Origin of the sequence: Aeribacillus sp. FSL k6-2211, assembly GCF_037966125.1 — a bacterium.
Classification (GTDB): Bacteria; Bacillota; Bacilli; order Bacillales; family Aeribacillaceae; genus Aeribacillus; species Aeribacillus composti.
This window is the reverse complement of the sequence record NZ_CP150190.1, coordinates 2,670,270-2,688,764: the sequence shown is the minus strand read 5'-3', so window position 1 is coordinate 2,688,764 and position 18,495 is coordinate 2,670,270. Positions and strand designations below refer to the sequence as shown.

Sequence of the window (18,495 nt, the reverse complement as noted above, 5' to 3'; positions counted from 1 at the left end):
AGCCCTCCGGTTCTGAAGGCGGGCCTAAAAATCCGCTAAAGGGCACATCGATGAAGTTCCTGGTGTTGGCTTGAGGCGCCCAGCCTTGGGTTGATGCTGGGGGTTAAGGTTAGAGGGCGATCCACAATGGCATGTGGGCGTTGACCCTCTTTCCGCGGAGGCCCATTTTATGTGCAAAATGGGTATGAACCTGTCTACGCGCTTCATAGTGCAATGAGGCGCGGACAGCGTAGCCTGCCTTGAGTGGAGGCCGAGGGGATTATGGAAACAAGGAACTTTTTCATATGGCCAATGAAAGAGTTTCTTATGTGACATATGAAATCGGCTCTGCAAAAGAGGCTAGGAACCGGCTAAAGGCTGTTTGAGGAAAACTCCTAGACTGTTCACATGACATATATAGAGGATTGTAGTACGGACTAAGTGGCAATCCAGTCTAGCGTTTGGCGACAGCGCTAAGTCAGGTTTAAAGGGAAACCGCCGGGGCGGCAACGCCTGGTACTTGACTGGGAAAACCTACTGGACCTAAGCCGTAATGTTTACTCTATATATGACCACTCCATTTCGTTATATATAGTTTTTACATAGAAATCAGGTGTTATGCATTTCATGATGAAAGAGCTAATTCGATATTCAATACGATGGAGTTTAGGAATTGCCGTTATCACATTCGTGTTAGCGGCTCTTTTTTCAATTGTATCAACTGTTCTCCTGGAAGGCGTCGGATGGGCTGCCGGTATGATGATCGTTTTTGTGATCGTTTTAATCGGCATTTTTTTTGATATGCTCGGCATTGCTGCCACATCAGCAGATGAGGTTCCGTTTCATGCGATGGCGTCAAAGCGTGTGAGCGGTGCCAAGCATGCCATTCAAATTATCCGAAATGCCGATCGCTTTTCGAACTTTTGCAACGATGTTATTGGCGATATTTCCGGCATAATCAGCGGAACAGCCTCGGCTGTTGTCGTAGTGCAGCTGGCGGTGACGTTTGCCGACCGTCAAACTTCGGCGCTTGAGTTTACGATTTCAATCGTATTCACAAGCATTGTAGCTGCTCTTACTGTCGGAGGAAAAGCGTTTGGAAAGGCGTTTGCAATCCGTTTTTCAACTCCGATTATTTTTTATGTCGGAAAGATATTTTATTTTTTTGAAAAAAGATTTAATATTGTTTTGATGAAAGAGAAAAAAGGAAAGAATCATAAAAAAGCAAGCATATCTAAAAAGCGAAAGTGAGTGATCCGTTTTGGATCTATTGTCCATCGAAAATCCAAAATTTCTGAAAAAGTTTTCAATAAAAGAACTGGAGCAATTGAGCGCGGAAATTCGCCAATTTTTAATTGAAAAGCTGTCAGTGACCGGCGGACATATTGGACCAAATTTAGGAGTAGTTGAGCTGACAATATCTTTACATAAAATGTTTGACAGCCCGAAAGATAAATTTATTTGGGATGTAGGTCACCAGGCGTACGTTCATAAAATTTTGACAGGCAGGGCGAAAGAGTTTGATACGTTGAGGCAGTATAAAGGATTGTCCGGTTTTCCGAAGCGTTCAGAAAGCGAGCACGATGTTTGGGAAACGGGGCACAGTTCAACTTCACTTTCTGCGGCAATGGGAATGGTTATTGCCCGCGATTTAAAAGGAACGGATGAATATATTGTGCCGATTATCGGCGACGGTGCTTTAACCGGAGGCATGGCGCTTGAAGCATTGAATCACATCGGCCATGAACAAAAGGATATTATTGTTGTGTTAAACGATAATGAAATGTCTATTGCTCCAAACGTCGGTGCTCTTCATCATATACTTGGAAGATTAAGAACAACAGGCAAATATCACTGGGTAAAAGAAGAGTTGGAATACTTGTTGAAAAAAATTCCAGCTGTCGGAGGAAAGCTTGCCTCAACAGCAGAACGGCTTAAAGACAGTCTGAAATATTTATTCGTTTCGGGCATGTTTTTTGAGGAGCTTGGCTTTACCTATTTTGGACCGATTGACGGACATGATTTTCAGGCATTGATGGAAAACATTAGTTATGCCCAAAAAACAAAAGGCCCTGTTTTGCTGCATGTTATCACGAAAAAAGGAAAGGGCTATTTGCCTGCCGAAAAAGACAAGGTTGGAACATGGCATGGAACAGGCCCGTATAAAATTGAAACAGGCGATTTTGTTAAACCGAAAATATCGGCTCCGTCTTGGAGTGAATTAGTAAGTGAAACAGTTCGAAAATTAGCGAGAAACGATGAAAGAATTGTTGCAATTACACCAGCCATGCCGGTTGGTTCGAAACTTGAAAAATTCCGAGAAGAATTTCCGGACAGAATGTTTGATGTCGGTATTGCCGAGCAGCATGCGGTGACGCTTGCAGGAGGACTTGCTGCTGCCAATATGAAGCCGTTTTTGGCAATCTATTCAACCTTTTTGCAGCGCGGTTATGACCAAATGGTTCATGACATTTGCCGACAAAACTTAAATGTGTTTTTCGGAATTGACCGCGCAGGACTCGTCGGAGCTGACGGAGAAACCCATCAGGGAGTATTTGACATCGCTTTTTTGCGCCATATACCAAACATTGTATTAATGATGGCGAAAGACGAAAATGAAGGACAGCATATGGTTTATACGGCTCTGAAGTACGATGAAGGGCCGATCGCTCTTCGCTATCCGAGAGGAACAGGATTGGGTGTGCCTCTTGATCCTGAGCTGAAAGAAATTCCGATCGGTACGTGGGAAGTTCTTTTACAAGGTAAAGATGCTGTCATTTTAACATTTGGAACGACGATTAAAATGGCATTGGATGCAGCGAAAGCACTTGCCAAAAATAATGTTTCCGTTCGAGTCGTCAATGCCCGCTTTTTAAAGCCGCTTGATGAGAAAATGCTTCTTGAGATTTTCAACGAAGGAATACCGATTTTAACAGTAGAGGAAGCAGTTCTTGAAGGCGGTTTTGGCAGCTCGGTATTAGAATTTGCTGAAAAGCATGGCTTTACAAATCTTACAATGAAAAGAATGGGAATTCCAGATCGCTTTATCGAGCATGGAAGCGTGGAAAAACTGTTAGAAGAGATTGGATTAACAAAAGAAGGAATAATCAAAAATGTGCTCGAAGTAATACCAAAAAAAGAAAAAGGAATCAAATATGGGTAAAAAGGAACGTTTAGATGTATTGCTTGTAGAAAGAGGACTTGCAGAAACGAGAGAAAAAGCAAAAAGGGCCGTTATGGCCGGGCTTGTTTATTCAAATGAAAAACGATTGGATAAGCCTGGCGAAAAAATTGATCGCGACATCCCGTTAACTGTAAAGGGAGATGCGATCCCTTATGTTTCAAGAGGCGGTTTAAAGCTGGAAAAGGCGTTGAAACAATTTGAAATCAGTGTGGCAGGAAAAATTATGGTAGATGTCGGCTCTTCTACGGGAGGATTTACCGACTGCGCCTTGCAGAACGGCGCAAAATTATGTTATGCGGTGGATGTCGGGTATAATCAATTGGATTGGAAGCTGCGTCAAGATGAACGTGTCATCGTGATGGAACGGACAAACTTCCGTTATGTAAAGCCGGAGGATTTTCAAAAGGGGCTTCCGGAATTTGCTACCATTGATGTATCGTTTATCTCTTTAAAATTGATCCTCCCTGTTTTAAAAACCATTTTGGTGCCCACTGGTGAATGCGTAGCGCTAATTAAGCCGCAATTTGAAGCAGGAAAAGAAAAAGTCGGGAAAAAAGGAATTGTGAAGGATGCTCGGGTTCATGAGGAAGTTTTGCATGACATAACGGCCTTTGCAATCAGTGAAGGATTTGATTGCTTACATTTATCGTACTCTCCGATCACTGGCAGCAACGGGAATATAGAGTTTTTGCTCCATTTGTATTGGGGAGGGGCAAAAGAAAAAGGTGACATAAAATTTACGGAAACAATTGAAGAAATTGTGAAAAACGCTCATTCCACGTTAAAAATAAAGAGACAGGGATAACGAATACAAGTTATTCCTGTTTTTCTATGAGATATCATAACAGGAAAGAGAATAGGGGTGGTCGCTAATGACAAAAGGACAGCGTCTTATTAAAATTAGAGAGCTTGTCACAAATTACGAAATCGAAACGCAGGATGAACTAGTTGAAATGCTGAAAAATTTAGGTTTTAATGTCACCCAAGCAACCGTATCCCGCGACATCAAAGAGCTCCATTTAGTGAAGGTTCCGACATCTGATGGACGTTATAAATACAGCCTGCCCGCAGATCAGCGCTTCAATCCCCATCAAAAGCTGAAAAGAGCATTGATGGATGCATTTGTTAAAATCGATTCTGCCGGACATTTGCTTGTGATGAAAACAATGCCGGGAAATGCTCATGCAATCGGTGCATTAATTGATAATTTGGACTGGGAAGAAATATTAGGGACAATTTGCGGCGATGACACGATTTTAATTATATGCAGGAAGAATGAAGACACCAAAACGTTGACGGAAAAATTTTTGGACATGCTTTAACAAGTTTGGGGTGAAAATGCGATGTTAGCGGAATTGTCGATTAAAAATTTTGCCATTATTGAATCCCTATCTCTTTCTTTTGAAAAAGGGCTGACAGTGCTGACGGGAGAAACAGGTGCTGGGAAATCGATCATTATTGATGCAATATCTCTTCTTGTAGGAGGACGCGGTTCTTCTGAATTTGTCCGAGCCGGTGAAAAGCGCGCTGAATTGGAAGGGTTGTTTATATTGGAAGAAGAGGACCATCCGTGCTTGAAAAAGTGCCATGAATTAGGAATAGATGCTAGTGAAGGCATGATTGTTTTAAACCGGAATATCTCCGCTAACGGAAAAAGCATTTGCAGAATTAATGGAAAGCTTGTCACAATCGGAATTCTCCGGGATATTGGGAGCACATTAGTCGATATACATGGACAGCACGATCATCAAGAGCTGATGGACGAGCAAAAGCATCTTCATCTTCTCGACGAATATGGCGGCGAAGAAGTGAAAAAAGCAAAGGATGCATACGTAAAGTTTTATAAAAAATACACGGACTTAACAAAGCGGTTAAAAGCCCTTTCAGAAAATGAGCAGCAGATGGCGCATCGATTGGATTTATTGAAGTTTCAATTAAAGGAAATTGACGATGCCGATTTAAAAATGGATGAAGATATAAAGCTTCAGGAAGAACGGCAGGAAATGTTAAATTTTGAAAAAATTTATGAAGCCTTGAAAAATAGCTATGAATCGCTGCAGGGAGAGCAGCGCGGGCTTGATTTTTTACGACTTGCCATGAATCATTTAGAAGAAGCAGCAGAATTTAATAAACAGTTAAAAGAAATGTCCGAAACGCTGTCGAACAGTTTTTACGTTGTAGAGGATTTAACGTTTCAGCTTAGAAATGAATTAGAACGCATGGAATTTAATCCTGATCGGTTAAATATGATAGAGGACCGCCTCCATGTCATTCATCGGTTAAAACGAAAGTACGGGCAAACAATCAAAGACATTTTGCAATATAGAGATGAAATTGAAAAAGAGATCGATACGATTGAAAACCGTGATAGCCATATTCAAACGCTTAGAAATGAGCTTAAATCTGTCGTCGAAGAACTGCTGACAAAATCCCAACATTTAACAGCAATAAGAAAAAAATACGCAAACAAGCTAACTGCTCAAATCACATCTGAATTAAAACAGCTGTACATGGATAAAACTACATTTAAGGTTCAATTTTCGCAGAAAGAGGCCCAAGATTCCGCTTTGATCGATGGAATTCCAGCGAAATTTGGAAGTGACGGCATGGATTTTGTGGAATTTTACATTTCCACCAATCCAGGCGAACCTCTTAAGCCTCTTGCGAAAATTGCTTCCGGCGGGGAATTATCAAGAATCATGCTTGCCTTAAAAACGATTTTTTCCAAGCATCAAGGAATTACTTCCATCATATTTGACGAGGTGGATACTGGTGTAAGCGGCCGTGTCGCCCAAGCGATCGGAGAAAAAATTTATCAGGTGTCGATTAACTCTCAAGTGCTATGCATCACGCATCTTCCTCAAGTTGCAGCGATGGCTGACAACCATCTATTAATTGCTAAGGAAGTAAGCAAAGAGGGAAGAACGAAAACAAAGGTTATTCCGCTTTCTGAAAAAGAAAAAATTGCAGAAATCGGCCGGATGATTGCTGGAGCAGAAGTGACGGAATTGTCGAAGCAGCATGCAAAAGAGCTGTTGGATCTGGCTATATCGGTGAAATCCTCCTAGCGGAAATAATTTCTTTAAGAAAAAGTTATAAATGACCTCGCTCAAGGAAAAATTATTAGATGTAGCCATGTGAAATAGTCATATGGTGTGGGTTAGGAGCGAGGAGAGTGAAGAAATGACTTTAGAATACATCAGAAAAATAATTGGTACGATTCTCCTTGTTTCTTTAATCAGTTTAGGCTTTTCAAAAGAGGTGCGACAATATTTACACATTCCGAAAACAATCACCATTTTTGAACATGACGTTTATACAATAGAAAAAAATGTTATTCCAGCTCAAGCTCAAGTTCAGGATGTTCAAAACGCTTTCAAAGTGTCGGAAAGCGGGGACGAATTGCAGCTAAAAGGCACGAAATCTGGAGATGGACAAATTCTCTATGAAATAAAAGGCATGCCGGTTAAAAACGTGAATGTCAAAGTTCTCCCGGAATTAAAGGTAATTCCTGGAGGCCAATCGATCGGTGTTAAGTTAAATACACTTGGTGTTTTAGTAGTCGGCTTTCACCAAATTGAAACTGAAGCCGGAAAAAAATCACCGGGTGAATCGGCAGGTGTAGAAGTCGGCGATATGATAACAAAAATTAATGGGACAAAAATAGAAAAAATGAGTGATATTATTCCATTTATACAAGAAGCAGGAAGAACAGGCCGCCCTTTAGCGATCGAAGTAAAACGCAACAACAAAGTTCTCAACACGAAATTGACACCAGTCAAAGACAAAAGCGACAAAACGTATCGTATCGGTCTCTATATACGGGATTCTGCAGCAGGCATTGGAACGATGACGTTTTATGATCCGAAATCAAAAAAATACGGTGCTCTTGGGCACGTTATATCAGATATGGATACAAAAAAACCGATTGTGGTTGAAAACGGAAAAATTGTCCGGTCTACGGTAACGTCGATTGAAAAAGGAAGAGGCGGAAGTCCAGGTGAAAAATTAGCAAGATTTTCAGAAAAACATGAAGTGATCGGCTCTATTTCAAAAAACAGTCCATTCGGCATATTTGGCAGGCTGAATCAAGAAGTGAAAAACGGAATTATGGACAAACCGATACCAGTTGCTTTTTCACATCAAGTGAAAGAAGGTCCTGCACAAATTTTAACAGTGGTAGATCAAAATAAAGTGGAAGCATTTGATGTAGAAATTGTCAGTACCGTTAATCAAAAGTTTCCTGCAACAAAAGGCATGGTCATAAAAGTGACAGATAAGGAATTGCTTAAGAAAACAGGAGGCATTGTTCAAGGAATGAGCGGCAGTCCAATCATTCAAGATGGAAAACTGGTTGGCGCTGTGACTCATGTATTTGTCAATGATCCGACATCTGGTTACGGTGTTCACATTGAATGGATGCTGCAAGACGCAGGGATTAGTATGGACGAAAAGCAGCAAAAAGCGAGTTAACACACTCGCTTTTTCTTATTACATGATGCAGCGATCTGACATAAATCCTTTTGCGAAAAACGTCACGTTCACATAAAGGAATTTTGTGAAGTGGGCTGTTTGCTTTAAAAGCAAGGGAAGTGTACTGGCTCAATCAAGCGAAAATTTATGTATAAACTTATTTAATTCGACATACATATTTATTACAAAAACGCTGTTTATGTTTGTTAGAGGAGAATTTTGCTTGAAATCGAAAACTTTATTCATAATAAGAAGAACTTTGAAAAAACACATAATTTTTCACTTTTTTTAAAAAAGGAAAAGGATTCTCTGTAAAGTTGTCGAAAATATCTTGTAGATCAAACAATGTATAATTTTGTAAAGAGGATTGGGAGGAGTGCGTGTGGAAAAAATTAAAGTATGTATCGTTGATGATAATCGAGAGCTTGTTGCCCTTTTGGATGAATATTTATCCAGCCAGGAGGATATGGAAGTAATCGGCGTTGCTTACAATGGTCAGGAATGTTTAAATATTTTGAATGAAAAAAGCCCGGACGTCCTTGTTTTGGATATCATTATGCCCCATTTAGATGGATTAGCAGTACTGCAAAAGCTCAAGGAGCTAAACAAAGCGAAAAAGCCGAACGTAATCATGTTAACTGCTTTTGGCCAGGAGGATGTAACGAAAAAAGCGGTCGACCTAGGGGCTGCTTATTTTATTTTAAAACCGTTCGATATGGAACAGCTGGCTGGAAATATTCGTCAAGTGAGTGGAAAGCCTTCGCCTCTAATGAAAAATATATCTTTACATAAATCTGGCTCTGCTGTTTCTGAAAATAAAAATGACAATCTAGACGCTAGTATTACAAGCATTATTCATGAAATCGGGGTTCCTGCGCACATCAAAGGATATTTATATTTAAGAGAAGCGATTTCCATGGTTTATAATGATATCGAGCTGTTAGGATCGATTACAAAAGTGCTTTATCCAGATATTGCGAAAAAATTTAACACAACGGCAAGCCGTGTGGAACGTGCTATCCGCCATGCTATTGAAGTAGCATGGAGCCGCGGCAACATTGAATCTATCTCATCGCTGTTTGGCTACACAGTCAGCATGTCAAAAGCCAAACCGACGAACTCGGAATTTATTGCAATGGTGGCAGATAAATTGAGATTGGAGCATAAGGCCTCCTGAAAAAAAAGTAACCGCTGAGCCTAACGGCGGTTACTTTTTTTCTGAAAACGCGGCTGAACTCGATTGCGTTTTCTATCTCTGTGCAAAATAAATCCTCCTATAAAGAACAATCCTGCTAGGAAAAATAATAAACCCATTAAAAATTGCAGCCATAAGTAAGGAAACGGGGGCTGTAAAATGCCAAAAAGCATGTCTCGCATTAATTTAATTCCGTAAACCGCCAGGATCCCTGGAATCACCATAATCAACAATGCAATAAGCCTTATCATTTGACTTTATATCCCTTTCTGTTAAAATAGAGCGAATCAATTTCATTTTTACGATCATATTACAATTTGTCAATACAAATAAACATGTTATGATGAAGATATGCCATTTTATTAACGATGAATGGACAAGGAGCATACGTCTTTTCTATATAAATATTTTTAAAAATCGGTTTTTTAGCATACATAGAAGAGATGAAGGAAGGAGAGTTTCATGGCCAAAGAATATGATGTAGTGATTTTAGGAGGAGGAACGGCAGGATATGTTACAGCGATCCGGGCATCCCAGCTCGGAATGAAAACAGCTATTGTTGAAAAATCAAAGCTTGGAGGGACCTGTTTGCATTCGGGCTGCATCCCGAGCAAAGTTTTATTGCGAAGCGCTGAAATATTTGCTCAATCAAAAAAAAGCAGCGACTTTGGAATCGAGCTGTCCAATGTTCAAGTCAATTTTGATAAAGTGCAGGAGCGGAAGGAAAAGATAGTTTCTCAACTTTATCAAGGGGTCAGGCAATTAGTCAAAAAGGGAAAGATCGATGTGTTTCATGGCATCGGACGAATTTTAGGTGCGTCCATCTTTTCTCCGCAGCCGGGAACAGTTTCTGTAGAGATGGAAAACGGGGAGGAAAACCAAATTTTACTTCCGAAATACGTTATTATTGCAACTGGATCGCGCCCTCGTGAATTGCCTGGATTAACGATTGACGGCGAGACTATTTTGACGTCAGATGAAGCATTGCAATTACAACGCCTTCCTTCATCTATTATCATTGTGGGCGGCGGAGTGATTGGAATGGAATGGGCATCTATGCTCTCTGATTTCGGAGTTGAAGTCACGATCCTTGAAATGGCGGATCGAATTTTGCCGTCAGAAGATATTGAAATAAGTAAAGAAATGGAACGGCTAATGAGGAAAAAAGGAGTCCGCATTTTTACGAATATATCGATTTTGCCTGAAAAAACAGAAATACAAAACGGAATCACAGTGTTCATCGAACAGGATGGACAAGAAATCAGTTTGCACAGTGAAAAACTGCTGTTGTCAATAGGGAGAAAAGGGAACACAGAAGGAATTGGATTGGAAAATACCGAAATTGAAATCCATAATGGCTATATTGTGACAAACGAGTTTTATCAAACAAAGGAATCAAACATCTATGCAGTCGGTGATGTCATCGGCGGTCTTCAGCTTGCCCATGTCGCATCGCAAGAAGGAATACGTGCCGTAGAACATATTGCAGGAGAGAATGTTTTGCCAATTGACTACAAAAAAGTCCCTAAATGTATTTATTCGAATCCTGCAGCTGCAAGTATCGGTTTAACAGAACAAGAAGCGAGGGAAAAAGGCTATACCGTCAAAATCGGAAAATTTCCTTTTCAAGGAGTTGGAAAAGCGCTCATTTATGGAGAACCGCAAGGGTTTGTCAAAATTGTCGCAGATGAAAAGACCGATGATCTTTTAGGAATTCATATTATCGGACCAAATGCAACAGAGCTGATTTCTGAAGGAAGTTTAGCAAGCTTTCTCGATGCAAGCTCCTGGGAACTCTCCCGTACGATTCATGCCCATCCAACATTGTCAGAAGGGATAATGGAAGCGGCTCTTGCGGTAAATGGCAAAGCAATACATATATAAGCTAGGGAGGTCTTGTCATGCCCAAAAATCGTCATCAGTCTTTAGGTTTAACGGATCAGGACGTATTAAACATGTATGAAACGATGCTTCTTGCAAGAAAAGTGGACGAACGGATGTGGCTTTTAAACCGAGCAGGAAAAATCCCATTTGTCATCTCATGTCAAGGGCATGAAGGCGCTCAAGTTGGTGCAGCCTTTGCCTTGGACAAAACAAAGGATTATATCTTGCCTTACTACCGTGATGTAGGCGTTGTCCTGCACTTTGGAATGACCGTGAAAGAATTAATGCTATCAGCATTTGCAAAAGCGGAAGACCCGAATTCCGGGGGCAGGCAAATGCCAGGACATTTCGGCCAAAAGAAAAATCGGATTGTAACTGGTTCATCCCCTGTTACAACTCAAGTTCCTCATGCAGCTGGAATCGCCTTAGCAGGAAAAATCGATAAAAAGGATTTTGTCACATTTGTTTCCTTTGGGGAAGGATCTTCGAACCAAGGAGATTTTCATGAAGGGGCGAATTTTGCTGGAGTACATAAATTACCTGTCATTTTGATGTGTGAAAATAACCAATACGCCATCAGCGTTCCGATTCAAAAGCAATTAGCTTGCGAAAAAGTGTCAGACAGAGCAGCAGGGTACGGCATGCACGGGGTGACTGTAGATGGAAACGATCCTCTTGAAGTGTATAAAGTTGTGAAGGAAGCGAGAGAAAGAGCTGTCCGAGGAGAGGGACCGACATTGGTTGAAGCGCTTGTGCACCGCCTTACACCCCATTCGAGCGATGATGATGATCGGAGCTACCGGACAAAAGAAGAAATCGAAGAAGCTAAGAAAAAAGATCCGATTTATACGTTTGCATCCTATTTAAAAGAAATTGGATTGTTAACAGAGGAATTGGAACAAAATATGCAGACGAAAATTGCAAGCGTAATCGATGAAGCAACTGATTATGCAGAAAATGCGCCTTATGCGGCTCCGGAACATGCACTGAAACATGTGTATGGAAACTGAAGGAGGAAAAAAGATGCCAATTATGTCATATATCGAAGCAGTTACAGCTGCACTTCGTGAAGAAATGGAGCGAGATGAAAAAGTATTTCTACTAGGAGAAGATGTCGGGAAAAAAGGAGGAGTTTTTAAAGCGACTCAAGGGTTATATGAACAGTTTGGAGAAGAGAGGGTAATCGATGCTCCCCTTGCTGAATCTGCTATCGCTGGCGTTGGAATAGGAGCGGCCATGTACGGAATGCGCCCTGTTTGTGAAATACAATTTGCTGATTTTATTATGCCGGCTGTCAATCAAATTATTTCAGAAGCAGCGAAAATACGGTATCGCTCCAACAATGACTGGAACTGTCCGATTACGATTCGGGCGCCGTTTGGCGGAGGAGTGCACGGTGCTTTATACCATTCTCAGTCTGTTGAGGCGGTATTTGCCAACCAGCCTGGTTTGAAAATTGTCATACCTTCTACGCCGTATGACGTAAAAGGATTATTAAAAGCAGCGATACGCGATGATGATCCTGTCTTATTTTTTGAACATAAGCGGGCATACAGGCTCATTAAAGGGGAAGTTCCGGCAGATGATTATGTTTTGCCGATTGGAAAGGCGGATGTCAAGCTGGAAGGGGATGACATTACCGTTATTACATATGGATTGTGCGTTCATTTTGCTCTGCAGGCAGCTGAACGATTAGAAAAAGATGGAATTTCTGTCCACCTTTTAGATTTAAGAACGGTATATCCGCTTGATCAGGAGGCTATTATTGAGGCCGCTTCAAAAACCGGCAAGGTGCTTCTCGTGACTGAGGATAATAAAGAAGGCAGTGTAATGAGCGAGGTATCCGCCATTATTGCAGAGCATTGTTTGTTTGATCTTGATGCACCAATTAAACGGCTTGCAGGCCCGGATGTACCTGCGATGCCATTTGCACCGACAATGGAAAAATTTTTTATGATGAATGCAGAAAAAATTGAAAAAGCGATGAGAGAATTGGCAGAGTTTTAAAGTTGACCCTAATCTCAAGGAGGAATCAACGTGCTAATCGAAGAAATGAAAATGCCTCAATTAGGAGAAAGCGTGACAGAAGGAACAATCAGCAAGTGGCTCGTCTCCATCGGCGATAAGGTCAACAAATATGATCCCATTGCAGAAGTTATGACGGATAAAGTAAATGCAGAAGTTCCTTCATCATATACAGGTGTAATTAAAGAGCTTTTAGCTGAGGAGGGAGATACTCTCCAAGTTGGCGAAGTTATTTGCAGAATTGAAGTGGAGGCTGTGGCGGTTGAACAAGAAAAAAACATTCAGCCAAAAGACAGTCTTTATGCTAATGACCATCAGCCGGCTGAAAAAGAAGAAACGGAAAAGAAGACTATGAAAAACAGGTATTCTCCGGCAGTGCTCCGGCTAGCTCAAGAACATGATATTGATTTAGAAAAAGTCAACGGAACGGGAGCTTTCGGAAGAATTACCCGAAAAGATGTGTTGAAGCTGATTGAAGCAGGTAATATACCGAAAAAGGGCTCCTTGATCCAAGAAACGAAATCCTATAAATCACCTAAAACAGCCGGTGATACTGAAATTCCTGTTTCTGGGGTGCGCAAAGCCATTGCTCAAAATATGGCGCGAAGCAAAACAGAAATTCCCCATGCTTGGATGATGATTGAGGTCGATGTAACTGGGTTAGTTGAATTAAGAAATTCGATCAAGGAAGAATTTAAAGCAAAAGAAGGTTTTCCTTTAACATTTTTCCCGTTTTTTGTGAAAAGCGTTGCAGAAGCGTTGAAAGAATATCCGCAAATGAATTCGACTTGGGCGGGGGATAAAATTATTCAAAAGAAAGACATTAATATTTCGATCGCTGTTGCAACAGATGATGCGCTTTATGTACCAGTTATTAAACACGCTGATGAAAAATCCATTAAAGGAATTGCTCGAGAAATTAACGAGCTTGCTTTAAAGGTTAGAACGGGAACGATAGAAGCGAAGGAAATGGAAGGCGGTACATTTACCGTTAACAACACAGGTTCATTTGGCTCTATTCAATCAATGGGAATTATTAACTATCCACAAGCGGCTTTGCTGCAAGTAGAAACGATTGTGAAAAGATTAGTTGTCATGAAAAACGGAATGATCGCCGTGCGCGATATGGTGAATCTCTGCCTTTCTCTCGATCATAGAGTATTAGATGGGGTAGTATGCGGAAGATTTTTGCAAAGAGTAAAACAAATATTAGAAGGTATTTCGAAAGAAACGACATCCGTATATTAGTCCTTTGAGTTATTAGAAATAATGCTTAAGCAACATTGGTTAACATTTGCTTCAAAGATTGCTGTTATTGTAAGATAACAATATAATGGTGAAAAAAAGGGAAAGGGGTGCGAATGAATGAGCATCGATTTTAATTTCTTCATGAACGACATAGTTCGCCAAGCGCGTGAGGAAATCGTTGCCGCTGGCTATACGGAATTGAAAACACCGGAAGAAGTGGATGAAGCTTTAACGAAAAAAGGAACCACTTTAGTAATGGTTAATTCTGTTTGCGGCTGTGCAGGAGGAATCGCAAGACCGGCTGCATATCATGCGCTTCATTATGATAAACGTCCTGATCAATTAGTGACTGTATTTGCAGGTCAAGATAAAGAAGCTACGGAACGAGCTAGATCTTATTTTACCGGTTATCCGCCGTCTTCTCCATCTTTTGCGCTGCTCAAGGATGGAAAGCTCGTTACCATGATTGAACGCCATGAAATCGAAGGACATGAGCCGATGTCTGTTGTCCAAAAATTACAAGAGGCATTCGAGCAATATTGTGACGAAGTATAAAAAGAAAAGGCTGCCATTTTTAGATGTGGCGCCTTTTTTATTTCGAAAAGAGAATAGGAAAATGATGGTGATGAGTAATGAGAAAATTTAAAATCGGTTATCGTACGTTAAAAACAGCGATAGGTGCTCCTCTAGCGATATTTTTAGCACAGCTGATGGATTTAAACCATTTTGTTTCCACCGGCATCATCGCGATTCTTTGTATTCAAGTAACAAAAAAGAAATCATTGAAAAGCGCTTGGTCCAGGTTTTTTGCTTGTATAACGGGAATGATGTTTTCTTTTCTTTTTTTTGAAATTTTTGGTTACCATCCAATTGTCATTGGATTTCTGTTGCTTTTTTTCATACCGACAATGGTGCTTTTTAAAACGACAGAAGGCATTGTAACGAGCTCTGTTATTATTTTGCACTTATATGAAGCAGGTCAAATAACGCTGGATATTGTTCAAAACGAACTTTTGATTATTGTGACAGGGATCGGAGTAGCGCTCTTAATGAATCTGTATATGCCGAGCCTGGAAAATGACCTTAATGTTTATCGAAAAGAAGTAGAAAAAAACTTTGCGGTTATTTTTGAAAAAATTGTAGCTTTTTTAAGAGAAGGCGACTATACGTGGGATGGAAAAGAAATTCCTGAGACAGCCGATCTCATTGAAAAAGGGAAAGGATTGGCGCTCCGAAATGTAGAAAATCGTTTGCTAAGACATGAAGACCAATATTATGCATATTTTAAAATGAGAGAAAAACAATTAGAAATCATTGAACGAGTGCTGCCGACGTTCACGATGATCACCGCAAACGTAGAACAAGCGCACCTTATTGCACAGTTTATTGAAGAGTTAAAAGACAACATTCATTCCGGAAATACAGCAAAGAAATTTTTAAAAAAGCTAGATGACATCAAAAAAGAGATGGAAAGGGCACCGCTTCCGAAAACAAGAAAGGAATTTGAAACGAGAGCAAGGCTTTATCATTTTTTATATGAAATGGAGCAATATTTAATTATTAAAAGCCAGTTTAAAGGTCTTGCCGACGCCAAAAAAGGAAAAGGATGAAGCTCTTGTCATTGAGCACAATAAAACGAGAGATCGTGTCAATGCTTTTTTCATACATATGTTTAGAAGAAACGCCTTTACGAGCTGCACTTTTCAAAATACAAACAGAAGAATGGACCGTGTCTGCTGAAAAAAATCGGCTAAGAATGTTCACCATATCGGTTCGCATGATCTGAAAATATTCGTGAACAGCTATGGAATAAATCAGCGTGATCTGTAAAAAAATTCGCGGCAACGATGCCAAAAGTCCGCAGCGGACGAGATTGATTTTGCGAAAATGAATGTGCGGAATTCATGGACTTTATCGGAAAATATGTAACAAAAGGTAGTATGAGGACGAGCAATCGAGAGGAGGAAGCACCGATTTGAAAGAAATTGTTTTTCACCAAACAGCCTATGTGGTGTAAAAAGTGCATGTTGAATTTTTAAAGCCACATAGTGATGCCTGTTAAAATTGAGGTGATCAGCAATGAACCTAACATAATATAAACAACCCACTTTTGCATTTTTTTGCTTGTCATCATGATTCCCTCCACATACATGATTTATAAAACATTGTACAACGATTTTTTAGAGGGGACAACCTTCATCGACAGCTTCTTTTTGATTTCACAAGCGGAATCAAAATCGGTTACACTAAACATGAATACATAATTAGGAGGAAAGACAAAATGGTTCAGGAAAACCGGCTAGTGAATGAATTTTTAGAACTCGTGAAAATTGATTCAGAAACAAAATTTGAACGGGAAATAGCAAATGTATTAAAGCAAAAATTTACCGAGCTTGGACTACAAGTAATAGAAGACGAATCAATTGAAAAAACAGGACATGGAGCAGGAAATTTAATTTGTACGCTAGAGGCGACGAAAGAAGGCGTTGATACGATTTATTTTACCTCTCATATGGATACGGTCGTACCTGGAAAAGGGGTAAAACCTTCTATACAAAACGGATATATTGTGACGGACGGAACAACGATTTTAGGCGCTGATGATAAAGCGGGCCTTGCCGCAATGCTGGAAGCGGTGCGTGTATTAAAAGAAAATAACATTCCTCACGGGAAAATCGAGTTTGTCATTACGGTTGGAGAAGAATCAGGTTTAATTGGGGCAAAAGCGCTTGATTCAAAACTGATTACCGCGCAATACGGGTATGCATTGGACAGTGACGGAAAAGTTGGAGACATTATTGTTTCGGCGCCGACACATGCAAAAATTAAAGCGACGATTCACGGAAAAACCGCTCATGCCGGGGTTGCGCCAGAAAAAGGAATTTCCGCTATTACGGTTGCAGCAAAAGCAGTTGCCAATATGCCTTTAGGCCGAATCGATGAAGAAACAACGGCAAATATCGGCCGTTTTGAAGGGGGAACGCAAACAAATATCGTATGCGACCGCGTTGAAATTTTAGCTGAAGCGCGTTCACTTGTACCTGAAAAATTGGAGCAGCAAGTACAAAAAATGAAGGAAGCTTTTGAAACAGCAGCTGCCGAAATGGGAGCAAAAGCAGAAGTGGATATTAACGTAATGTATCCCGGATTTACGTTTACCGATGAAGATAAGGTCGTTCAAATTGCTAAAAAAGCTATCAAAACAATCGGCAGAGAGAGCAGATTGTTAAAAAGCGGGGGCGGAAGCGATGCGAATATTATCGCTGGCTTCGGCATTCCGACTGTTAATCTTGCTGTTGGTTATGAGGAAATTCATACAACAAATGAAAAAATGCCGATCGAGGAGCTTGTCAAAACAGCAGAATTAGTTGTCGCCATTATAAAAGAGGTAGCAAACCAATAGAGCTTTGAAAATTTGAAGCCGGAAGCTTGTCACTCAGCAAACGATCCGATGTGCCAGGCCTTAGGCTTCATAATAAGAATTGACAGCTCTAAAACATCTGCAAGACCTCTGATAGTTTTTACAACCTCCGGCTTCTATAATAAGAATTGACAGCCGTTCCGCTCTTCCAGCGTCGTGTTGGAAGAGCATCTTTTTTATTGATATTTTTCTAGTACTGAGAAAAACTCTTTAGCAAATTGATAAAACACTTTAACGGACGGGGCCAGCTCGTAATTTTTCGATATAATAATGCCGACATTTCTGCTTACACGAGGCATTTCAATCGGAATTTTTACCGTAAAACGAGGCATTGTTTCATAAAAAGTGCTTTCAGGCAGCAATGTTACGCCAATTTCTGCCGATACGAGCCCTTTGATGGCATCTAAATCTTCCCCTTCCGATGAAATAATTGGGGAAAATCCAGCCTGTTGACACGCTTCATGCACGATTTTATGCAAAATATAACCTTCTGGAAACGTCACAAACGGTTCATTACGCAATTCAGTCAGCACTAAGCTTTTTTTGTGCGCAAGCGGATGATTGTGCGGCAAAAGGGCTGCAAAGGATTCCGTAAATAAAATATCCCCTTTCACATCGTTGTCATCCGTCGGAATAGGACCGAGAAAAGCTAAATCGATTTCTCTTTTTTTGACGGCTTCAATTAAATATTTATAAGAACCTTGTCGCAAATGAAAGGAAACGTTCGGGTGTTTTGCTTTAAAAGCGGAAATAACAGTCGGCATTGTATGGCTTGCCAAGCTGGTCGGAAAGCCGATTTTAACTGTTCCTCTTTCCGGATCCAAAAATTCTTCAATTTGCTGTTTGGCGTGTTCGATCGCTTTTAAAGCCGTCTCGACATGGGGCAAAAAATGACGTCCAATTGGAGTAAGCTTAACATTCCTTCCTTCCCTTTCAAAAAGCTCCACTCCGAGCTCCGCCTCTAAATTTGCTATTTGCCTGCTGATAGCCGACTGTGCGACATGAAGGGCTTCAGCAGCTTCTGAAACATGCTCCCGCTTCGCAACCTCCCAAAAATATATAAGCTGTCTCAGTTCCATTTGACTC

Annotated in this window: 17 protein-coding genes; 14 read left to right on the top strand and 3 right to left on the bottom strand. The window is 40.6% G+C overall.

What is annotated here, in order from left to right; all coding sequences use genetic code 11:
- The first annotated feature begins 609 nt into the window (after positions 1-609).
- From NSU19_RS12935 to spo0A, 7 genes are all read left to right on the top strand, one after another.
- On the top strand, positions 610-1,230 hold the full coding sequence (locus tag NSU19_RS12935; RefSeq protein ID WP_066247695.1) for a hypothetical protein: 621 nt from the start codon (positions 610-612) through the stop codon (positions 1,228-1,230).
- Positions 1,231-1,240: 10 nt separating this feature from the next.
- Positions 1,241-3,142 carry a 1-deoxy-D-xylulose-5-phosphate synthase gene (gene dxs, locus NSU19_RS12930; protein WP_339196806.1) on the top strand — a complete coding sequence of 634 codons (1,902 nt, stop codon included), beginning with the start codon at positions 1,241-1,243 and terminating at the stop codon, positions 3,140-3,142.
- A complete protein-coding gene (locus NSU19_RS12925; RefSeq protein ID WP_063388131.1) occupies positions 3,135-3,968 on the top strand; it encodes a TlyA family RNA methyltransferase in 834 nt (277 codons plus the stop codon). Before dxs ends, NSU19_RS12925 begins: the two co-directional genes overlap by 8 nt.
- Positions 3,969-4,035: 67 nt before the next feature.
- Complete coding sequence (gene argR / locus NSU19_RS12920; RefSeq protein WP_063388132.1) at positions 4,036-4,485, top strand: transcriptional regulator ArgR; 450 nt, start codon at positions 4,036-4,038, stop codon at positions 4,483-4,485.
- 21 nt (positions 4,486-4,506) lie between these two features.
- The gene (gene recN, locus NSU19_RS12915; RefSeq protein ID WP_339196802.1) at positions 4,507-6,231 is read left to right on the top strand and encodes a DNA repair protein RecN; all 1,725 of its coding nucleotides are present in this window, start codon (positions 4,507-4,509) and stop codon (positions 6,229-6,231) included.
- Positions 6,232-6,346: 115 nt separating this feature from the next.
- The gene (gene spoIVB, locus NSU19_RS12910; RefSeq protein ID WP_339196799.1) at positions 6,347-7,636 is read left to right on the top strand and encodes a SpoIVB peptidase; all 1,290 of its coding nucleotides are present in this window, start codon (positions 6,347-6,349) and stop codon (positions 7,634-7,636) included.
- A gap of 382 nt (positions 7,637-8,018) precedes the next feature.
- A complete protein-coding gene (gene spo0A, locus NSU19_RS12905; protein ID WP_063388135.1) occupies positions 8,019-8,813 on the top strand; it encodes a sporulation transcription factor Spo0A in 795 nt (264 codons plus the stop codon).
- Positions 8,814-8,833: 20 nt separating this feature from the next.
- Here spo0A and NSU19_RS12900 read toward each other — a convergent pair whose 3' ends face one another.
- A complete protein-coding gene (locus NSU19_RS12900; protein ID WP_063388136.1) occupies positions 8,834-9,082 on the bottom strand; it encodes a DUF2627 domain-containing protein in 249 nt (82 codons plus the stop codon).
- A gap of 211 nt (positions 9,083-9,293) precedes the next feature.
- On the opposite strand from NSU19_RS12900, the gene lpdA reads away from it, so the two are divergent.
- The 6 genes from lpdA to NSU19_RS12870 all read left to right on the top strand — a co-directional run bounded on the left by lpdA (position 9,294) and on the right by NSU19_RS12870 (position 15,598).
- Positions 9,294-10,715, top strand: coding sequence for a dihydrolipoyl dehydrogenase (gene lpdA, locus NSU19_RS12895; protein WP_339196796.1), 1,422 nt, complete (start codon positions 9,294-9,296; stop codon positions 10,713-10,715).
- Positions 10,716-10,732: 17 nt separating this feature from the next.
- The gene (locus NSU19_RS12890) at positions 10,733-11,725 is read left to right on the top strand and encodes a thiamine pyrophosphate-dependent dehydrogenase E1 component subunit alpha (protein WP_339196793.1); all 993 of its coding nucleotides are present in this window, start codon (positions 10,733-10,735) and stop codon (positions 11,723-11,725) included.
- A gap of 13 nt (positions 11,726-11,738) precedes the next feature.
- Positions 11,739-12,722, top strand: a complete 984-nt coding sequence (locus NSU19_RS12885; protein ID WP_063388139.1) for an alpha-ketoacid dehydrogenase subunit beta — start codon at positions 11,739-11,741, stop codon at positions 12,720-12,722.
- Between the two features lie 30 nt (positions 12,723-12,752).
- Positions 12,753-13,988 (top strand): dihydrolipoamide acetyltransferase family protein, encoded by a 1,236-nt coding sequence (locus NSU19_RS12880; protein WP_063388140.1) that lies wholly within the window; start codon positions 12,753-12,755, stop codon positions 13,986-13,988.
- A gap of 117 nt (positions 13,989-14,105) precedes the next feature.
- Positions 14,106-14,543, top strand: coding sequence for a BrxA/BrxB family bacilliredoxin (locus tag NSU19_RS12875; RefSeq protein ID WP_063388141.1), 438 nt, complete (start codon positions 14,106-14,108; stop codon positions 14,541-14,543).
- A 77-nt stretch (positions 14,544-14,620) separates the two neighbouring features.
- Positions 14,621-15,598: an aromatic acid exporter family protein gene (locus NSU19_RS12870; protein ID WP_339196790.1), complete on the top strand. Its 978-nt coding sequence runs from the start codon at positions 14,621-14,623 to the stop codon at positions 15,596-15,598.
- Between the two features lie 425 nt (positions 15,599-16,023).
- Here the strand turns inward: NSU19_RS12870 and prli42 are convergent, their stop codons facing one another.
- Positions 16,024-16,119 carry a stressosome-associated protein Prli42 gene (prli42, locus tag NSU19_RS12865; RefSeq protein WP_153028099.1) on the bottom strand — a complete coding sequence of 32 codons (96 nt, stop codon included), beginning with the start codon at positions 16,117-16,119 and terminating at the stop codon, positions 16,024-16,026.
- A gap of 150 nt (positions 16,120-16,269) precedes the next feature.
- Between prli42 and NSU19_RS12860 the strand changes: the two genes are divergently transcribed.
- Positions 16,270-17,391 (top strand): tripeptidase T, encoded by a 1,122-nt coding sequence (locus NSU19_RS12860; protein WP_339196787.1) that lies wholly within the window; start codon positions 16,270-16,272, stop codon positions 17,389-17,391.
- A gap of 194 nt (positions 17,392-17,585) precedes the next feature.
- On the opposite strand, the gene NSU19_RS12855 is transcribed toward NSU19_RS12860, so the two are convergent.
- Complete coding sequence (locus NSU19_RS12855) at positions 17,586-18,488, bottom strand: LysR family transcriptional regulator (RefSeq protein ID WP_063388144.1); 903 nt, start codon at positions 18,486-18,488, stop codon at positions 17,586-17,588.
- Positions 18,489-18,495: the final 7 nt, after the last annotated feature.